18 protein-coding genes are annotated in these 16,394 nt (G+C 57.1%); 9 read left to right on the plus strand and 9 right to left on the minus strand.

Translation table 11 applies throughout. From position 1 onward, the window contains the following. Positions 1 to 215: 215 nt before the first annotated feature. Both ABIQ96_RS26680 and ABIQ96_RS26685 read left to right on the plus strand, forming a co-directional pair. A complete protein-coding gene (locus ABIQ96_RS26680; protein WP_348217716.1) occupies positions 216 to 602 on the plus strand; it encodes a hypothetical protein in 387 nt (128 codons plus the stop codon). 105 nt (positions 603 to 707) lie between these two features. Continuing rightward, positions 708 to 986 carry a hypothetical protein gene (locus tag ABIQ96_RS26685; protein WP_348217717.1) on the plus strand — a complete coding sequence of 93 codons (279 nt, stop codon included), beginning with the start codon at positions 708 to 710 and terminating at the stop codon, positions 984 to 986. 177 nt (positions 987 to 1,163) lie between these two features. Here ABIQ96_RS26685 and ABIQ96_RS26690 read toward each other — a convergent pair whose 3' ends face one another. From ABIQ96_RS26690 to ABIQ96_RS26700, 3 genes are all read right to left on the minus strand, one after another. Further along, positions 1,164 to 1,376, minus strand: coding sequence for a hypothetical protein (locus ABIQ96_RS26690; protein WP_348217718.1), 213 nt, complete (start codon positions 1,374 to 1,376; stop codon positions 1,164 to 1,166). 18 nt (positions 1,377 to 1,394) lie between these two features. Further along, a complete protein-coding gene (locus ABIQ96_RS26695; protein WP_348217719.1) occupies positions 1,395 to 1,595 on the minus strand; it encodes a hypothetical protein in 201 nt (66 codons plus the stop codon). A 332-nt stretch (positions 1,596 to 1,927) separates the two neighbouring features. After that, a complete protein-coding gene (locus ABIQ96_RS26700) occupies positions 1,928 to 2,734 on the minus strand; it encodes a hypothetical protein (protein WP_348217720.1) in 807 nt (268 codons plus the stop codon). A 346-nt stretch (positions 2,735 to 3,080) separates the two neighbouring features. Here ABIQ96_RS26700 and ABIQ96_RS26705 point away from each other — a divergent pair, with 346 nt between their 5' ends. From ABIQ96_RS26705 to ABIQ96_RS26720, 4 genes are all read left to right on the plus strand, one after another. Further along, complete coding sequence (locus tag ABIQ96_RS26705; RefSeq protein WP_348217721.1) at positions 3,081 to 3,650, plus strand: hypothetical protein; 570 nt, start codon at positions 3,081 to 3,083, stop codon at positions 3,648 to 3,650. A gap of 463 nt (positions 3,651 to 4,113) precedes the next feature. Further along, positions 4,114 to 5,736: an alkaline phosphatase D family protein gene (locus ABIQ96_RS26710; protein ID WP_348217722.1), complete on the plus strand. Its 1,623-nt coding sequence runs from the start codon at positions 4,114 to 4,116 to the stop codon at positions 5,734 to 5,736. Between the two features lie 91 nt (positions 5,737 to 5,827). Further along, the gene (locus ABIQ96_RS26715) at positions 5,828 to 7,735 is read left to right on the plus strand and encodes a PAS domain S-box protein (protein WP_348217723.1); all 1,908 of its coding nucleotides are present in this window, start codon (positions 5,828 to 5,830) and stop codon (positions 7,733 to 7,735) included. 91 nt (positions 7,736 to 7,826) lie between these two features. Next, entirely contained in the window at positions 7,827 to 8,018 is a 192-nt protein-coding gene (locus ABIQ96_RS26720; protein WP_348217724.1) for a hypothetical protein, read from the plus strand. Positions 8,019 to 8,094: 76 nt separating this feature from the next. On the opposite strand, the gene ABIQ96_RS26725 is transcribed toward ABIQ96_RS26720, so the two are convergent. Together ABIQ96_RS26725 and ABIQ96_RS26730 are read right to left on the minus strand one after the other, a co-directional pair. Beyond that, on the minus strand, positions 8,095 to 8,568 hold the full coding sequence (locus tag ABIQ96_RS26725) for a VOC family protein (protein WP_348217735.1): 474 nt from the start codon (positions 8,566 to 8,568) through the stop codon (positions 8,095 to 8,097). 48 nt (positions 8,569 to 8,616) lie between these two features. Continuing rightward, positions 8,617 to 8,916 (minus strand): hypothetical protein, encoded by a 300-nt coding sequence (locus ABIQ96_RS26730; protein ID WP_348217725.1) that lies wholly within the window; start codon positions 8,914 to 8,916, stop codon positions 8,617 to 8,619. A 210-nt stretch (positions 8,917 to 9,126) separates the two neighbouring features. Between ABIQ96_RS26730 and ABIQ96_RS26735 the strand changes: the two genes are divergently transcribed. Beyond that, positions 9,127 to 9,834: a glycosyltransferase gene (locus ABIQ96_RS26735; RefSeq protein WP_348217726.1), complete on the plus strand. Its 708-nt coding sequence runs from the start codon at positions 9,127 to 9,129 to the stop codon at positions 9,832 to 9,834. 36 nt (positions 9,835 to 9,870) lie between these two features. Here ABIQ96_RS26735 and ABIQ96_RS26740 read toward each other — a convergent pair whose 3' ends face one another. Then, positions 9,871 to 10,533 (minus strand): hypothetical protein, encoded by a 663-nt coding sequence (locus ABIQ96_RS26740; RefSeq protein WP_348217727.1) that lies wholly within the window; start codon positions 10,531 to 10,533, stop codon positions 9,871 to 9,873. Between the two features lie 129 nt (positions 10,534 to 10,662). Here ABIQ96_RS26740 and ABIQ96_RS26745 point away from each other — a divergent pair, with 129 nt between their 5' ends. Next, positions 10,663 to 11,937, plus strand: a complete 1,275-nt coding sequence (locus tag ABIQ96_RS26745; protein WP_348217728.1) for a phospholipase D-like domain-containing protein — start codon at positions 10,663 to 10,665, stop codon at positions 11,935 to 11,937. Between the two features lie 27 nt (positions 11,938 to 11,964). Then, a complete protein-coding gene (locus ABIQ96_RS26750) occupies positions 11,965 to 12,735 on the plus strand; it encodes an alpha/beta hydrolase (protein ID WP_348217729.1) in 771 nt (256 codons plus the stop codon). 40 nt (positions 12,736 to 12,775) lie between these two features. On the opposite strand, the gene ABIQ96_RS26755 is transcribed toward ABIQ96_RS26750, so the two are convergent. From ABIQ96_RS26755 to ABIQ96_RS26765, 3 genes are all read right to left on the minus strand, one after another. Next, the gene (locus ABIQ96_RS26755) at positions 12,776 to 13,627 is read right to left on the minus strand and encodes a transglutaminase family protein (protein ID WP_348217730.1); all 852 of its coding nucleotides are present in this window, start codon (positions 13,625 to 13,627) and stop codon (positions 12,776 to 12,778) included. Between the two features lie 147 nt (positions 13,628 to 13,774). Then, positions 13,775 to 14,035 carry a hypothetical protein gene (locus ABIQ96_RS26760; RefSeq protein WP_348217731.1) on the minus strand — a complete coding sequence of 87 codons (261 nt, stop codon included), beginning with the start codon at positions 14,033 to 14,035 and terminating at the stop codon, positions 13,775 to 13,777. Positions 14,036 to 14,190: 155 nt separating this feature from the next. Further along, positions 14,191 to 15,825: an AarF/UbiB family protein gene (locus ABIQ96_RS26765; RefSeq protein ID WP_348217732.1), complete on the minus strand. Its 1,635-nt coding sequence runs from the start codon at positions 15,823 to 15,825 to the stop codon at positions 14,191 to 14,193. Between the last annotated feature and the right edge of the window lie 569 nt (positions 15,826 to 16,394).

Raw genomic sequence — 16,394 nt, forward strand, 5'->3', positions numbered from 1 at the left:
ACAGCGAAGCTTTGAGAAGCGCGGCTTGGTGCTTTTTCTATCAACCCATCCGCTTTTCCCGGAATCGAAGTGAGAAGAAATCCGCCCAGCATGCTGGCCTGCGGGCATGTGCAGTTCGTATTCGGTCACCAAGGCGATTGTCAACGAGGCGAAGCAATCGGAAGCTTGAATGGCCGTTGACAGACCGTGTAAACTGGGATTTGAATCATAGGGCGATGAGAAAATTAATCACGCTTGTTGGTTTGATCTCCGGAATTTCAACCGCATTTGCCAGTGCGACAGGCGGTGGCATCACCAGTTCCGGCTACACGTCTCTCAACGGGCCCCTTGATACTGGCGCGATCAGGGTCATCATCAAACCTGCCGCAGCGGTTCATGCTGGGGCCAAATGGACATTGCTACCGGCGACGTCATATCGACTGAGCCGAAGCGTGCTCGGTGGCCTTGAACCGGGTAAATACACTTTGAAAATCAAGTTGGTGACTGGATTTAAATCACCCGGCACATCGCCGGTGACCATCAAGCGCGGCAAACTCTTAACAATTACGTATACCTGTGTCCCTATCACAACGGCTGGCCTGCGTGAACAGGCTCTACCTTGAGAATCACGAAGCGGAAGTGGCGGGTGATCAGAATTTGGAGTGAGGTTTCACTCTGGACGCATGGTCCCGCCGATGGTTAGAGTCCGCACGTCCGTCAAAAGCCCAATGATCCATTTTCTTTTCATCCTGCTCCTCACCGCGATCGTGTCACTGATTTTGATCGGCTACCATCGTCCGGACGCGCTCCGGTGTTCCTCATTTCCCTTCACCCGGAAGTGCGTCGGGATCGTGATTCTAGCGTTTGCGGTGGCAGTGGTGAGTCTTCAGTCGCTGCCTTGGTTAGGCGATTCGACTTTAGCGATTTCGACGATCGCTCAAGGGATCGGGTGGATCTTCCTCGCCTTCACCTTCCGGGGAATCTTTGAAGTGTTGTCGGGGCGATGAGCGGATCTGGATTAGTTGGATATTAAACTTTGGCGATCAATTGTTAGGCGGCGGAGGGATATTTTGCGACGGTCGCAGTGGCTTGAAATAGAGCAGATGAAAGGGCCCAAACGCGGACCGGCCGCGCTTTGAGGCGCGGCCGGCGTTGGAGAATTCGAGAGGAACTATCAGAACGATTTACTTCTTCTCGGTCGTGGTTTCCTTCTTTTCCGTCGTGGTGCCACCGGGTGTCACGGTCTTCTCGGTCTCGACCTTCTTCTCGGTCGTGCCGGCAGGCGGCGTGATGATGGTCGTATCCCCCTTTTGCTCGGGTGGATTCACCGTGATGTGTTTTTGTTCGCAACAGATGAGCATTGAAGCGAGGACTGCGGTAATCAGGTAGGTTTTCATGATTTTTTTGTGGGTTGGTTAGTAAGTGGTGGTCTTTTTCTGGGTGGTGACGGAACTGGAGTAAGGCGAATAAGGGTCCGCAGTCGTCCGGGTGGTCGTGGTGGTGGATGTCGTCGGCGCAGGGGCGGGGACGCTCACGTTTGGATCCACGTAGGTGGTGCAGTTGGTCAGCACGGACGCCACAGAGGCGATGGCGAGGAGTTGAAGGGTGGTTTTCATGGTTTGGTGGTGATTTGGGTTAACTGGGTAGTCACCCCAGTCTATAGCTTTTCGAATGCCAGACCGTGTCAGGAGCTTTTGATGGAAGGTATGGCGCACAAAATGAGTGACTTAGGGTGGTTTAGCAAAGCAGGCCGGAGTTCACGGTCCATTGAATTCCGTGCAATTTGCGAAGAGGCCGAACATGAATCGAAGAAAAATGCACGGGCCGCACCAGACAGCGATGTTCATCGACGCGAGTAGCCAAAGAACAACGCACATGTGCATCGGACGCAACGCGTGTCCGTCGTGATCGAGAATGGAAAACGCCGACCCATCGCCCGCGATGCCGATCAACGGTTAGGCGGTGGAGTTTCGACGGGGATGGTTCTCTTCATGTCGGGAGCGGTGACGGTTCCGGTGGCGATGAGTGATGGCTCGGTTTGATCTCCTTGGGCGGGGCGCATCAGGAGCAAGGTGCGGCCGAGAATGGAATCCAATCCGGCGTCGGAGGCAGGGATGCGGAGGGTGGCGCTTACATTGGAGGACCCGTTAGTATCGGCGGTGAAGGATTGCAGGATCCGGTCGCTGCCAGGTGTCGGGGTGTCGGCGGCGGGCTTCTTCAAGGGACGGTTGCCGGTGACGCTGGTGCCTTCACCGTGGCCGGGAGCGCCGGGCCGCAATTCACCGTCGGGTTTTCCCGCATCGGGAGTACCGGCTGCGGGAGGCAGTGCGGATGGGGCTCCTGCGTGGGGTTGGCCGGAGTCCGGCGGGCCTGCTTCCGAGGGCGGTTCCGCGGCCGCCGCGGGATTGCCGGAAACGGGATTGTCCTCGGGAAGGGGCATCACGAGCTGATAGGATTTTCCCGGTTCGAGTCCTTCGACCCGGCCGTTGACATTGATGGCGTCGCCGGAAATGGAGAAGGAGAGATCGCCGCTGGGTTTGGAATCCGGAACGATGGTATGGAGAACGGCGACCAATTTCCTGGGAGGAGGATTCGGATTCGGCGGGACGGAAGGGGAGGCGGATGAATCGAGAACAGTGCCGGTGGAGCGATCCACCGTCTGGGCGAATGCCAGCGGACTGGCGAGGATCGCGAGGAGGAGTCCGGTGGCGGTGCTGGCGGGAGCCAGTCTGATTGAGAGCGATGTGGGTTTCATGAGTGGTAGGAGTTAAGGTTGCGGAGTGGAACATCGAACGCCCAACATTGAACGTCGAAGTGAGGAGGAGTTTCGCAGGAGGTGTACCAAGCGGCGGGAGGGCGGGATTTCACCATTTTAAGAGAGACGCGCAGGTAGAGGGCTGGTTGCAATTTGTGAATGTCGTTGGTGATCGGCGCGGCAAATTGCATTCAGCCAACTTATTTTCGATAGGTGCGAATCCCGGAAAACCTTGAAACCATGGGATTTGAGGCGGTTGGTATAGCTCCTGCGATACGGTTGACTCCCACCCTGCTTCGAACAATCGGCGCGGGCCGGGAATTCACAATCAACCCAAACCAATGTCATGAAAAAATCAATCAAAGCATGGACCCTGATCACTTTGGCCGGCTTGCTGCCACTCAGTGCGGAAGAAACCACGACTACGGAAACCCAGACGTCCCACAACGCCGATGGCAGTGTGACCCGTACTGAGACCACCACCCACACCTTCAATCCGGAGGTCCAAACGAAGGTGGTGACTTACTTCGACGCCTATAAGGCACAGCCCTACGGACTGCCTCCAGGCTGGGTGTCAAAGGTGCAGGTGAAGCGCGTTCCACCTGCTTGGAGAAGCAGCCGGATCGCTCCTGGCGTGGTGGTGGCCGAGAAGGAACGCACCTATCTGGTGGCTGCTCCTCCAGAACTGGTGCAGGTCCTGCCAGCACCTACCGGCGACGTGCGTTATTACGTGGCCGGCAGCAACGTCGTCGCCGTCGACGGCCACTACAAGATCATCGACTCGGTCCAGATTCCCACGATCAAATACACGGAGACTGACGACGAGGTGAAGATCGAGAAAAAGGAAGGCGATCACAAAACCAAGATCGAAATCGACAAGGACGATGGCGAAGTAGACGTCGACGAGGATCATTGAGAAGTCCCGGGGAAAAGGTCCGCTTAAGGATCGGTCGTCCTCCGTCACGACGACTTTGTTAATATCGGGCGGCGCGTCTCATGGCGTGCCGTCCGATTTTCTATCTTTAAGGAGCCCGAAATCCGATCCAAGCGGCTCAGTTGCTAGCAGGTGTGTTCGATTTTTTTTTGGATCGGTAAATCCCAACCGGCGTAAAGGCAAAGGGATGTTTCTGTTAGTTGAAAAATGCATCATGAATACGGCGATTTGCATTGCGCCATGAAGGGACGAACTAACGCACCTCCTGCAAACATCGAGATTCGTCCTGAAATAAAGACGGCCCGGGAAATGCTGGGAGATTGGCCGTGATTCTCCCCCGACACAACCGCGCGTCGAGCCGTCAGGATCTTCGGGTCTTGGCGGTTCGATGCGTATCCATTGGCCCCAACAAGTTAGGCCTGCCATTCAACACTCAAATAATACCATGAAAACCACGTTGCTACCCTGTTTGCTGATATCGCTGATGACTCTCTCCCCGGCTTCACTCTTCGGAGCGAAACCTGAAAAGATCGAAGATTTATACAACCCCGAGTTGAAACCATTTTATCACGGCGTGGCCTCGGGTGATCCCTTGCCAGACGGAGTGATCCTGTGGACGCGGGTCACCCGGGATAATCCATCCAACACCGCGGATATTCGCGTGCAGTGGACGGTGGCGACGGACAAAGCACTCAACAGCGTCGTCATGTCAGGGGAGACTCTCGCGGAAGAAGGCCATGATTTCACCGTGAAAGTGGATGTCCACGGCCTAAACGCCGGCAGCACCTTCTACTATGGATTCAAAGCGCTAGGGGTGAACTCTCCGGTCGGCAGAACCAAGACCGCTCCGAGCGTCGCGGTAAACAAACTGAAGTTCGCCGTGGTGTCCTGCGCGGATTACGAGTGGGGATACTTTTCGGGATACCGGGCGATCTCCAGGCGCTACGATCTCGATGCGGTGATCCATCTGGGCGACTACATCTATGAATATGCGGACAACGATACCTATAGCTCGCCGGAAATCCGCGAGAAGCGAGTCGTATTTCCTTCTCATGAAACGGTCACGCTGAATGACTATCGACTTCGTTACAGCACCTATCACCTCGACCCGAATCTGCAGCGGGCCCACAAGGTGCACCCTTTCATCGCGATCTGGGATGACCACGAGTTTGCCGATAACGCGTGGAAAGGCGGAGCGGAAAATCATCAGAAGGATACCGAAGGTTCCTGGCAGGCGCGAAAGGCGGCGGCGAAGAGGGCCTATTTCGAATGGATGCCGATCCGCGGGAACGGCGACAGCATCTATCGCACCCTGCACTATGGACCGCTGATGGATCTGACCATGCTGGATACCCGGGTGGAGGGCCGCGACAAGCAGCTTGACGACGTCAACGATCCGCGGCTGCGTGATCCGGACCGGACGATCATGGGTTACCCGCAGAAAAATTATCTGAAGACAACGCTGCAAAACTCGCAGGCGACGTGGAATGTGGTGGGCAATCAGGTGGTGTTCTCGGAATTCAACATCGGCTTCGCGGCACCCGTGGATCCCGACGGAGCGGAGAGCCTGTTTCTCGATAGCTGGGACGGCTACCCGAAGGAGCGCAGGGAACTGGTGAAGTTCATGGCGAACAAGAACATCTCCAACACCGTGCTGCTAACAGGAGATGTCCATTCCAGCTTCGCCTTCGAAGTGGCGGATCCGGCGTTTGGCAATCCCGCCTACAACCCGAAGACCGGCGCCGGCGCGGTGGCGGTGGAATTCGTCACTCCAAGCCTGTCGGCAGGCAACTTCGACGAGGAGGTTGGCGATTTCTTCAGCTCGAACCTGGAGTCGAAAATCAATACTCCGGATTCGGACGGAGTGAACCCGAACCCTCATATGAAATTCGCGGATCTGGACCAGCACGGCTATATTGTGTTATCGGTAACACCCGCGCAGGTGCAGGCTGACTTCTATTTTCTGCATGATATCCTGAAGCCGAAAACGACGGAGAGGTGGGGAGGCGGTTTCATCAACCCGGCCGGGACTCACCATTTGAAGAAGGCGCAAGCGGCGGCTCCTTGAATGGACGTTGTGCCGGAGCTGTCCTCCCGAAAATCCGGGCGAGGGACAGACTCCGGTTGACGCGAAAGGATGATAGGTTTTTCATACGCTGATGCACGAATCCCCCGAATCCCACCAACCAGACCTGAACGTCGGACTTTTCGGCGATCTGGTGGGGTCGGTGGTGGATTACGCGCTGTTCGCGATGTCACCGGAGGGAATTATCCTGAACTGGAATCGCGGTGCGGAGCAGATCAAAGGATACACGTCGGAAGAAATCGTGGGATCGCATTTCTCGCGGTTTTACTCGGACGAGGACCGGGCGACGGGTTTTCCCGACAAGGAACTTGAGATCGCCTCGGAGGAAGGACATTTCACTACGGAGGGCTGGAGATACCGCAAGGACGGCACCCGGTTCTGGGCGGATGTGACCATCACCGCCATCAAGGATGGAGACGGCAAGGTGCAGGGATTCCTCAAGATCACCCGTGATCTGACGGAAAAGATGCTCGCGGTGGAGGCGCTGCGGCAGAGTGAGGAAAGGTTCCGGCTGTTGATCGAAAAAGTGGAGGAGTATGCGATCTTCATGCTCGACCCCGAAGGGCACGTGATGAGCTGGAATGCGGGAGCGAGACGGCTCAAAGGCTACGAGGAGGCGGAAATCGTGGGGCAACATTTCTCCGTTTTCTATCCGCCCGATATCAGATCAACCCAGCCGCCGGCGCTGATGAGAAAGGCCATCAAGGATGGCTTTGCGGAAGCCGAGGGATGGCGGGTGCGGAAGGACGGTTCGCTGTTCTGGGGCAATGTGGTGCTCACCGCTCTTTACAGCGCTGACCGGGAACTGAGGGGCTTTGCGAAGATTACCCGCGATCTAACGGAACGAAGGAAGATCAAGGAGATGCAGGAGTCGGAGCGGCTGCGAAGCGTGTTCCTGGCGACTCTGGCGCACGAGCTGCGCAATCCGCTGGCCCCTGTTCTGGTCGGGGTGGAACTTCTGACGCAATCGGCCCGGGATCCGGCGGTCATCGAAAAGGTGGTGCCGATGCTGAACCGGCAGGTGAAGCAGATGAGCCATCTGATAGACGACCTGCTGGACGTGTCGCGCGTTTCCACGGGAAAAATTTCGCTCAAGAAGTCACGGGTGTCGCTGGCGGATATCATCGAGAGCGCGGTGGAGACGGTCGCGCCCGCGATCGAGGCCGCAGGACACCGGTTTACCACCCGGCTTCCGTCAGGGAGAGTGGAAATGGACGCGGATCCCCAGCGAATCGCCCAGGTGATTTCCAATCTGCTTTCGAATGCGGTGAAGTTCACTCCGCCGGGAGGCAACATCGAGCTGGAAGCGGCCATCGAATCCGATGACGCAGTGCGGATCACGGTGTCGGACGATGGCAAAGGAGTGGAGTTGGAATCCCAGACGCGGATCTTCGAACTTTTCGAGCAGGGGAGCAGGGGGCAACACGGCGGCCTTGGGATCGGTCTGACGTTGGTGAGGACGTTGACGGAAATGCATGGCGGCACGGTTTCCATGACCAGTGGTGGCGAAGGGAGTGGCAGCCAGTTCCATCTGTTACTGCCGTTCGCGCACTTCGAGCCGGCCGCCGACTCAGTGTCATCTTCCGCGGAGCCGAGAACCCAGACGTTCCTTCGCTTGTCGCGGGTGCTGGTAGCGGACGATGGCAGGAGCACGGCGGATATCCTGGCGCTGTTTTTCCGAATGGAAGGCATGGAAACCGTCGTCGCCTATGATGGAGCGCAGGCGGTGAACCTTGCACGGGAATTTCACCCCCAGGTGGTGTGCCTCGATCTGGGAATGCCGGTGATGGACGGGTATGAGGCCGCGCGGCAGATCCGCCTGTTGGACCGTGATGTGGTGATCATCGCCCTGAGCGGCTGGGGAGGGCCGGATGACCGGCGTCGCTCCGCGGCCGCGGGTTTCGATTTCCACCTCGTCAAGCCGGTGTCACCCGAAGACTTGAGGACGGTGATCAATCAACTGGTGACGCCAACAGGGTGAGGCCCCCGCCGGATGGGGCGGAATTTCCCGTGGTTGCGGAGTGGGGGGAATCGGGGTATTTTTAGAGGTTCCATTCACAAGGAGGAAAGCCATGAACGATCAAACCAAAACCGACAATTTGGCAGCCGCGGAAAAGCCGCGCTCTGCGAAAAACGACGGACCCGACGAAACTCCGGTTTACGAGGATCTCTATCACGACGAAGGCCGCACGAATCCTCTCGAAGAAGAGGCAGACGGAACCGGCGTCAAAGCAGGGGCCAAGGAAAAAGGAGACGACCTGTAGAGCGGTTGCGGAAAGTCACCGATCTAACAATCAAGGTGGGGCGCGGAGCTGTTTCCGCCGCCTCATCCGGCTTGTTTTATTGACTGACCGCGCTTTCCAATGCGGCGATGTCGATCTTGACCATCGTACACATTGCCTCCATCGCACGCCGGGCGCGGTCCTCATCAGGGTCCTTAATCAGCTCCAACAGCCGGGCCGGAGTCACCTGCCAGAAGAGGCCCCAGCGATCCTTGAGCCAGCCGCACGCGATCTCAGAACCGCCTTCGGCCGTCAGTGCCGCCCATAGCCGATCCGTCTCAACCTGATCCTCGCAGGCGATCATGAACGAGACCGCCTCGGTGAAAGCAAATCCAGGCGTGTTGAGCGCGATGAAGGATGTGCCTGCGAGCGTGAACTCAACCATAAGAACCGTGCCAACACTGCCGCCCTGCGTGTCAATCGGTGACCGCATCACCCGGTCGATCCGCGAGTCTGGCAGGAGCGAGACATAGAACCGGGCCGCTTCTTCGGCTTGGCCGTCGAAGGATAGGAAGGGTGTGACTTTTTGGATCATATTTTTCTTTTTGCCGAACTAACTGTTTGTTGCCGGGAAGCAGATTCATGTTTCAAAGAGTTTCGTTTGCGACTCGACCGCTGCCACCGCTGAAATCAACGATGAAAACAACCCAACCGCCAAGGGAGTGCGAAGATGGATCGGGTTATCGCCTTTCCACGCGTGGGTTCTCTCTTCGTCCGCCGTGATTTCCTCGACGGGGGCGGGATCCGCTAGAAATTCCTCAAGTGATTCGAAAGTCGATTCGGTCCAACCCGGAGAAATGGCGGTTCGGATCTTCCCCGGCATTCCCGGTGCGAACATCCATAGGGCGAGCTCGGTTTTGAAATAGCGGGTGGAGTTCATGGCGCAGTTGAATAACCGGCGCAGGATACAGGAGCGGTGGGTCGGCGACAATTGGGGGAAATATGGAATGACGCGTAGGGGAACTATGTAGCTGCCATAGGGCACGGTTTACCTCTGCGGAAGTTTCAAGCGCCTGCTTTCGGCCGTCGAAAATGGGGCTACTGTTGTTTTCAGGATCTCACGAGGCTTTCATCCACTATTGAACTGCAAATGATTACGTTCGTCATTCCAGCACACAATGAAGAGGCTTGGGTCGGTCGCTGTATCATTGCGATTCGCAACGCGATGGAGGCGGTGGACACGGCGCATGAGATCATCGTGGTGGACGATTCCTCAACGGATGAGACGTCATCGATCGCCCGAGAGCACGGCGCTTGTGTTCTCCGCGTGGAGCATCGGCATATCGCGGCCACGCGCAATGCCGGGGCGAGCGGGGCAAGAGGAGATGAATTGTTTTTTATCGACGCGGATACGCTTGTGACCGCCGGCGTGATCAGGTCCGCCTTGCGCTCCCTGAGTGAGGGAGCGGTAGGCGGAGGATGCGTGCCGCGTTTCGAGGGGTGGCTTCCCGTATGGTGGAGAATGGTTTATCCATTTTTCGTGTTAGGTGCCCGGGTGTTTCGTCAGCCGGGCGGTTCGTGCCTTTTTTGCACTCGCAGTGCTTTCGAGGCGACGGGTGGTTTCAGTGAGATTCATTTCGCGGCGGAGGACGCGCTGTTCGCGTCGGCGCTCAAGCGGCACGGTCGGTTTGTCGTGATCGCCGAAACGGTGGTGACTTCGGGACGCAATCTCCGCGCGCATTCATTCTGGAGCATCGCGCGCTTGCTCACGCGTCTGGCGCTGCGCGGACCTGGCGGATTTCGTGACCGCGAAGGCCTGGACTTGTGGTATCGTCCGTCGAGAGAGAAAACGCGGTGATAGGTGATAGAGTGAAGCGGCCTTACTCTAAAGTTGCTAGGTTTCCGGCTTCGGGAGTGGAGGAACAACGGTGGCGACGACATCGATCACGTCAGCCCCCGGCTCGATTTCGATGTGGCGGCTGAATGTGTCGATGGCGGTCTTTCCGACATTGCGGGTATCCACCAGCGAGTAGCCGCCGATGAGAAGGGGACCGACGACGGGAAGCCAACGTGACAGCGTTTTGCCAACGGCCTTCTGGGTGACCTTGATGCCGATCCTCCTCAACGTCTGTTGAATGACGCGCAGGCTGGCTTGCTTGACGATGATCCGTTCGCCGACGCGGGCGACGACATCACGAAGAAGCATGGCCGCGCCGTGACGAAAGAGGCAGTAAACCATCATCTGGCGGTTCAGTTGGGAGGTCTTGCCGAAGCAGGCGGCGACGTCGGCCACCATCTGCTGCTGGAGTTGCCAGACTTTCAGCAGATCCGGGATGACGGTGAGCATGCCGACCGGGCCTGGCGGAATGGCGAGCGTGGCGGACAAGGCGCCGGCCTTGAACGAGGCGACTCTAACGATTTCACGGGCGCGGACGCCGGGATGGTCGCTCACCGGTTCGGTGGAACTCGGAATTGTGGTGGCGAGATCTTCCAAGGCCCGCAGAAATGGGTGCGAGGCCGGGAGAGCGAGTTCGCCGCCTGATTCGGATTTTTCCATACCGTTCAATGGTTCAGGGACCGCGCGACTTCAACCGGTTTCCGGATGAAATTTCACCGGGAACCATGCAAGTCTTTGAAACTTCGATGGACGCCGCTCGTTCGCGGTGGAAGGTAATGGTCACCCTCCATGAAAAACACCCGTCCGGATCTGATCACCCTCGGCATCACTGCCGTCGCCGCTTCGTTCGTCACCTTGGTCATCAAGAACTTCGTCTCGGGGGAGAAAAAGATCCGGAAACGGATCCCGCGAAAGTATAACATCGCGGATCCGCAGTTCGAGAGGTCGATGAGCCAGTTGCTAGGACCGCCGATCCTTGATGGAAACCGCATCATCGCGCTGAACAACGGGGTGGAAATTTTCCCGGCGATGTTGGCCGGGATTGCCAGCGCGAAAACGACGATCACCTTCGAAACCTACATCTACTGGTCCGGTGTGGTGGCGGAACAATTTTCCAACGCACTGTCGGCAAAGGCCCGCGAAGGGGTGAAGGTGCATGTGCTCATCGACGGCATGGGCTGCGACTGTGTGGAGGGGGAGTCCTTGCAACGGATGAAGGACGCCGGAGTGGAAGTGGAGGTCTATCACCTCCACAACCTCAGCCGGGTGAATCAACGGACGCATCGAAAGCTGCTGGTGATCGACGGGCGGATGGGATTCACGGGCGGCGTGGGAATCGGCGATAGCTGGTTGGGCAACGCGGATGCCGAAGACCACTGGCGCGACACGCACTATCAGGTGGAAGGACCCGTGGTGGCGCAGTTCCAGGCGGCGTTCATGGACAACTGGATGAAGACACATGCCACGGTGCTGCATGGCGACGCGTATTTCCCCGCCATCGAAGAACAGGGGCCGCACCGCTGTCAGATGTTCAAGAGCTCGCCGATGGAAGGCAGCGAAAGCGCCCGGCTGATGTACCTGCTTTCGATCACCGCGGCTGAGAAAAGCCTGCGGGTGGGCAATGCCTATTTCGTGCCGGACGATCTGGTGACGGACACGCTCATCGCCGCGGTCCGGCGGGGTGTGACCGTGGAAGTATTGGTGCCGGGGCAGCATTTGGATTCGGCACTGGTGCGCCGCTCGTCGCGGCACCGATGGGGCAGGCTGCTGCGGAACGGCGTGCGGGTTTTCGAATACCAACCGACGATGTATCACTGCAAGGTGATGATTATCGACGATCTGTGGGTGTCGGTGGGATCCGCGAATTTCGACAACCGTTCGTTCCGTCTCAACGATGAGGCGAACCTGAATGTCTTCGACCGCGAGTTCGCGCTGCGGGAGTGCGGCGAGTTTCTGAAGGACAAGGAAAACGCCCGCGAGGTCACTTGGGAGGAATGGAAGCACCGGCCGCTGGCCGAGAAAGCGGGAGATGCGGCCGCGGCGTTGCTGAGGTCGCAGGTGTGAGAAGCGGGCGTGGTTAGTTTTCTTCCGATGAATTCTCCATCAACACCGCGTGCCCGATCCGTCATCACCGAGGTGGAAGGGCTTGCCATGCATGCCGTGGTGCTGCGGGAGGACAAGGGCGAGGATACTCCCACCTTCGTGCTGGTTCCGGGGCTCGGACTGTCCGGCCGCTACATGATGCCGACGGCGGAGTTGCTGGCGGCTGTCGGGACGGTATGGGTTCCGGACCTGCCGGGCTGCGGGAAGAGCGAAAAGCCGCGTCGCGTTCCTGACATTTCCGAATTGGCGGAGGCCCTGGCGTTGTGGATGAAGATGCACGGCATCAAAGCTCCGGTGTTGATAGGAAACTCGTTAGGGGCTCAGGTGATCGTGGATTTCGCGGTGCGCTATCCGGAGCTGCTGCATCGTGCGGTGTTGGTGGCTCCTACCATCGACCCCGAAGCACCGCAGGTTTCCACCCAAGTGATGCGTTTGTTAGCAGATGGCGTGCGCGAACCGCTGCCGCTGTATTGGATCGCTCTGACGGATTACCTGCGCGCTGGCTTCGGACGGGTTCTGAAAACGTTGCGTCATGCGTTGGCGGATCCGGTGGAACGGAAGCTGCCTATGCTCGCCTGCCCGGTGCTGGTGATCCGCGGCGCGCGCGATCCCATTGTCCCGCAGCCCTGGGTGGAGAGGGTAGTGCGGCTGATTCCGATTGCCAGGCTCGTCATACTCCCCAAGGCGGCGCACGCGGTGAATTTCAACTCGCCGGATGTATTGGCAGCAGAGATTTTGCAGTTTCTGGAGATGGATTGATCGGATTCGCTGTCGGTGTTTGCGCGTTCCAGCTTCCTACTTACAGCAAGGCAATGGCTTGATTTGCCGCTGCAAGGGTCTCGGTAGTCATCGGAGTAAATTGGTTGTCCAGTGAGTTGGAGATTGCCTCGCTGCTGTCCAGAACAGGATCACCGAAGATGGTGCAAACGGAAACGTCCGCCGCATCGCGGCCGGTGGCGATTCTCACCAAACCATTCAGAGGAGCGAGTCGGGTGGCATCAAAAACATACCACAACCCTCCGATGAATACTTCGAAAACCGCGTGGAAATCCGTGGGATTCAGCAGGTGGGAATAACAGGAAATGTATCGGGCTGGAATGTTCATGGAACGGCAAAGAGCGATGCCCAGGTGAGCGAAATCGCGACATACTCCCTGCCTTTGCTCCAGCGTGTCCACCGCGGATGATTGTTCGTTGGTCGATCCGGATTTGTATGCGACCCGTTCGAAAATCCAGTCGCAGATCGCAGCGGTGATGGCGTAGGAGCCGCTCAAGTGGCCGAAGAGATCCATGGCTTGCTGCCGAAGTCGATCCGACTGGCAGTAGCGGCTTGGAAAAAGAAAAGGAACCGCCTCGGGAGTGAGGCTGGAGGGGCCGTCAGCCTTTAACGAAGCGACATCCACCACGCTGATCGAGGTCTCAACGTCCGCTTGATAACGAACCTGAAGATTTCCCGGCGCGGAGGTGACGATGCGCGTGAAGCGGTTCATCCCGACGGAGGCGGAGAAGTCTTCGGATTCCAAGGCTGGGTTGGTGTAGAAGGTCTCGGCCCTTATCTTCTGTCCGCCCGTTTCAATGCATTTGATTGCGAAGAAAAAAGTGGATGGATTGTTGAGGGTATAAATCAGATTGGAGCTAACGCGGAAGATCATTCGCCATGATAACACCAAAATCCGATACGTCGCGTTCCATTTCAGCCCAATCCACAAATGGTGGGACGCTGGACGTGATTCACCCGAGCAAGCGGATTTCCACTCCGCACTTGGAGTGGAAATGAAACGTCCAATGACAGGGCGGGTTTATTCGGAGGTTAAAAGCTTTTGCCCTTTTTTGATGGTTGTTGCGGTCAGCTTGCCATCGACCTTTTTCGCCGAATCCACGATCGCCTTGAGTTCGGCCAATGCTTGTTCGGCTGCCGCGAGGGATTTCTTAGGTGTTCCGAATTTCTTGTCGGAGAAATACTTGGTGAAGGTGGTGCCGGTGCGTGTGAGGCACAAACGCCAGCCTTCGAAGGCCGCGCTTTCGTAGGTGAAACGAGTGAGATTTTTCTTTGATTTCATGGACGTATTTGGAGTGACCGAAACCGGTATTCTCGGAAGAACAGAAAATCCACCTGTTTTTATCAGATAGCACTGCGCGATCCTTCCGAATTTCCATATTGCGGATGGATCTCCTTTGGTTTCAGCAAAAGACCATGTGTCGGGAGAAGACGCATTCACTCATCTTTCCAGTAGATCTGGATCATCAGCAAAGTGGCTCCGATGGCGGCGAAGAGGAAGAACACCATGGCCAGCCCCGGATAACCGAAGAGCCTGTAGGAGGTTTCCACACGGGCAAGCATCGAAGAACCGATGATGAAAGCCGCGAGGATCAGACCGGTGGTGATGCGATTGGCCACCTTCTGCAGCCCTTGGATGAGCTTGTGCTCATCGATGGAATCCACTTTCACGCTCAGCTTGTTATCCGCCACCATTTCCAGAATGCGGTTCATGCGGGATGGAAGCTGGCCGAGGAAGTCCTTTGTTTCCGTGAGCACACCCAACAGATTGGCCGAAGTGAGTGATTCCCTGACCCGTTTGGTGGCGAACTCGCTCAGGTGACGCCTGATGGACGCGTTGGGATCAAATCGGGGAGCCAAGGTAATGCCGACGCGATCGAGGTTCATCAATGTCTTTCCTAGCAGGCTGATCTCCGGAGGGATTCGGATACCGGCGTCCGCGCAGGCTTGCATGACCAGAAGGACCACGGCACCCACCTGCATATTTTCGATACTGCGGGTTTTAACCGAGCCGACGATGTCTTCGACGGAATTGATGAAGAGGTTCCGGTCGATTGCCCCATCGCGTGCTTCGCCGATTTTCATGGCGGCTTCCGCCGTCTGAACGCCATCGCCCTCCGCGATGCCGGCGAGCAGGTGGACAAGCTGGTCGCGCATCCGCTGATGGATGCGGCCGATCATTCCGAGATCGAGGATGGCGATGTCCCTTGCCTGGGTCAGGAGCAGATTGCCGGGATGGGGATCCGCGTGGAAGAATCCATCGACAAGAATCTGCTTGAGGTAGGCGCGGAAGAGTTCCTCGGCCAATACGTCTCCATCCAGATCCACCAGAACCGCTCCGGAAAGAGAAGTGATCTTGGTGCCGGCAAGGTATTCCATGGTTAGGACCCGTGAGGTCGAGTAGTCATCGATGACCTCGGGAATCCGGAGGCGGTGGAATTCCTTCAGGTTCTTGCGCAGTTCACCGAGATGGAGCGCTTCCTTCTGGTAGTCCAACTCGCGCATGAGGGTGGTGCGAAAGTGTTCGAGAATGAGCGCGGTTTCATAACGGCGTCCGAAATCGGTGTGGGAGTCCACAAACTCGGCGACTTCCGCGAGGCTCTCAAGGTCCTCGACAATCTGCTGCCGGATGCCGGGGCGTTGCACCTTGACCGCGACCATCCTGCCGCCGCGAAGGGTGGCGAGGTGAACCTGTCCGAGCGAAGCCGCTCCCAGCGGCTTTATTTCGAAACTCTCGAAGGCTTTGGAAATGCGAACGCCGAGTTCTTCCTCAACGGCCTTCTGAATCTCCTCATAGGGAACCGGATCCACCTTGTCCTGCAGGCGGGAAAGAGCGTCCAAATAAGCGGGAGGAAGCAGGTCGGAGCGGGTGGACAGCAGTTGGCCGATTTTGACAAACGTGGGGCCAAGCCTTTCCAGGTCTTTCGCCAAGTCGGTGGCCTGGCCCTGTTCGACGCTTCCATCTTCCGGAACTTCGAATCCCGAATCCTTGAACAAGTCCGATCGGCCGTATTTGTAGAACAAAAGCGCGACATCCTTGTAGCGTTTCAATTGCGTAGGTGCGATTTTCACAGACGACAAGTCGAGCACCTGTCATGCCACCTCATCCGAAGCGCCACAACCCGGAAGCTGCCTTGCATTTAATCTAACAGCACCGCCATCGTCGTGGGCTAAATGCATGGTGTGGTGAAGGCGGCGATTGCAAAATGCACCTGAGAGCTGTCTTAAAATAGGGGGTGGGGACGTCTCGTCCCTACGCATGGACGAGACGTTCATGCCCCCTATCCGCTGTTCACTCGGAAAAAAGTGGCAGGAGTATTATTCACCGCACCCGGATTGCCATTATCAGACAGCCTCTTAATCCATCCGTGTTCTCTGTGAAATCTGTGGTTCAATCTGAAGAGAAAATCCATTTTAACCCCAGATGACACGGATGGACACAGATCATGAATCAATGATAAGATTTGAGCTGTTCGCCCAAAGGGTGGATTTCAAATTCCAGCGGGGAAAGATGCCTTAGAGGCTGTCTTAAAAACATCTGATTCCCAACTTTTAATCTGTACTAATCCGGTCATGTATTGGAGAAGCTTGCCATGCCAAGTTATCCTAGCAGCCTGACCGACGCCGAATGGGAAATCCTC

This window comes from Luteolibacter sp. (assembly GCF_039920825.1).
GTDB lineage: Bacteria > Verrucomicrobiota > Verrucomicrobiia > Verrucomicrobiales > Akkermansiaceae > Luteolibacter.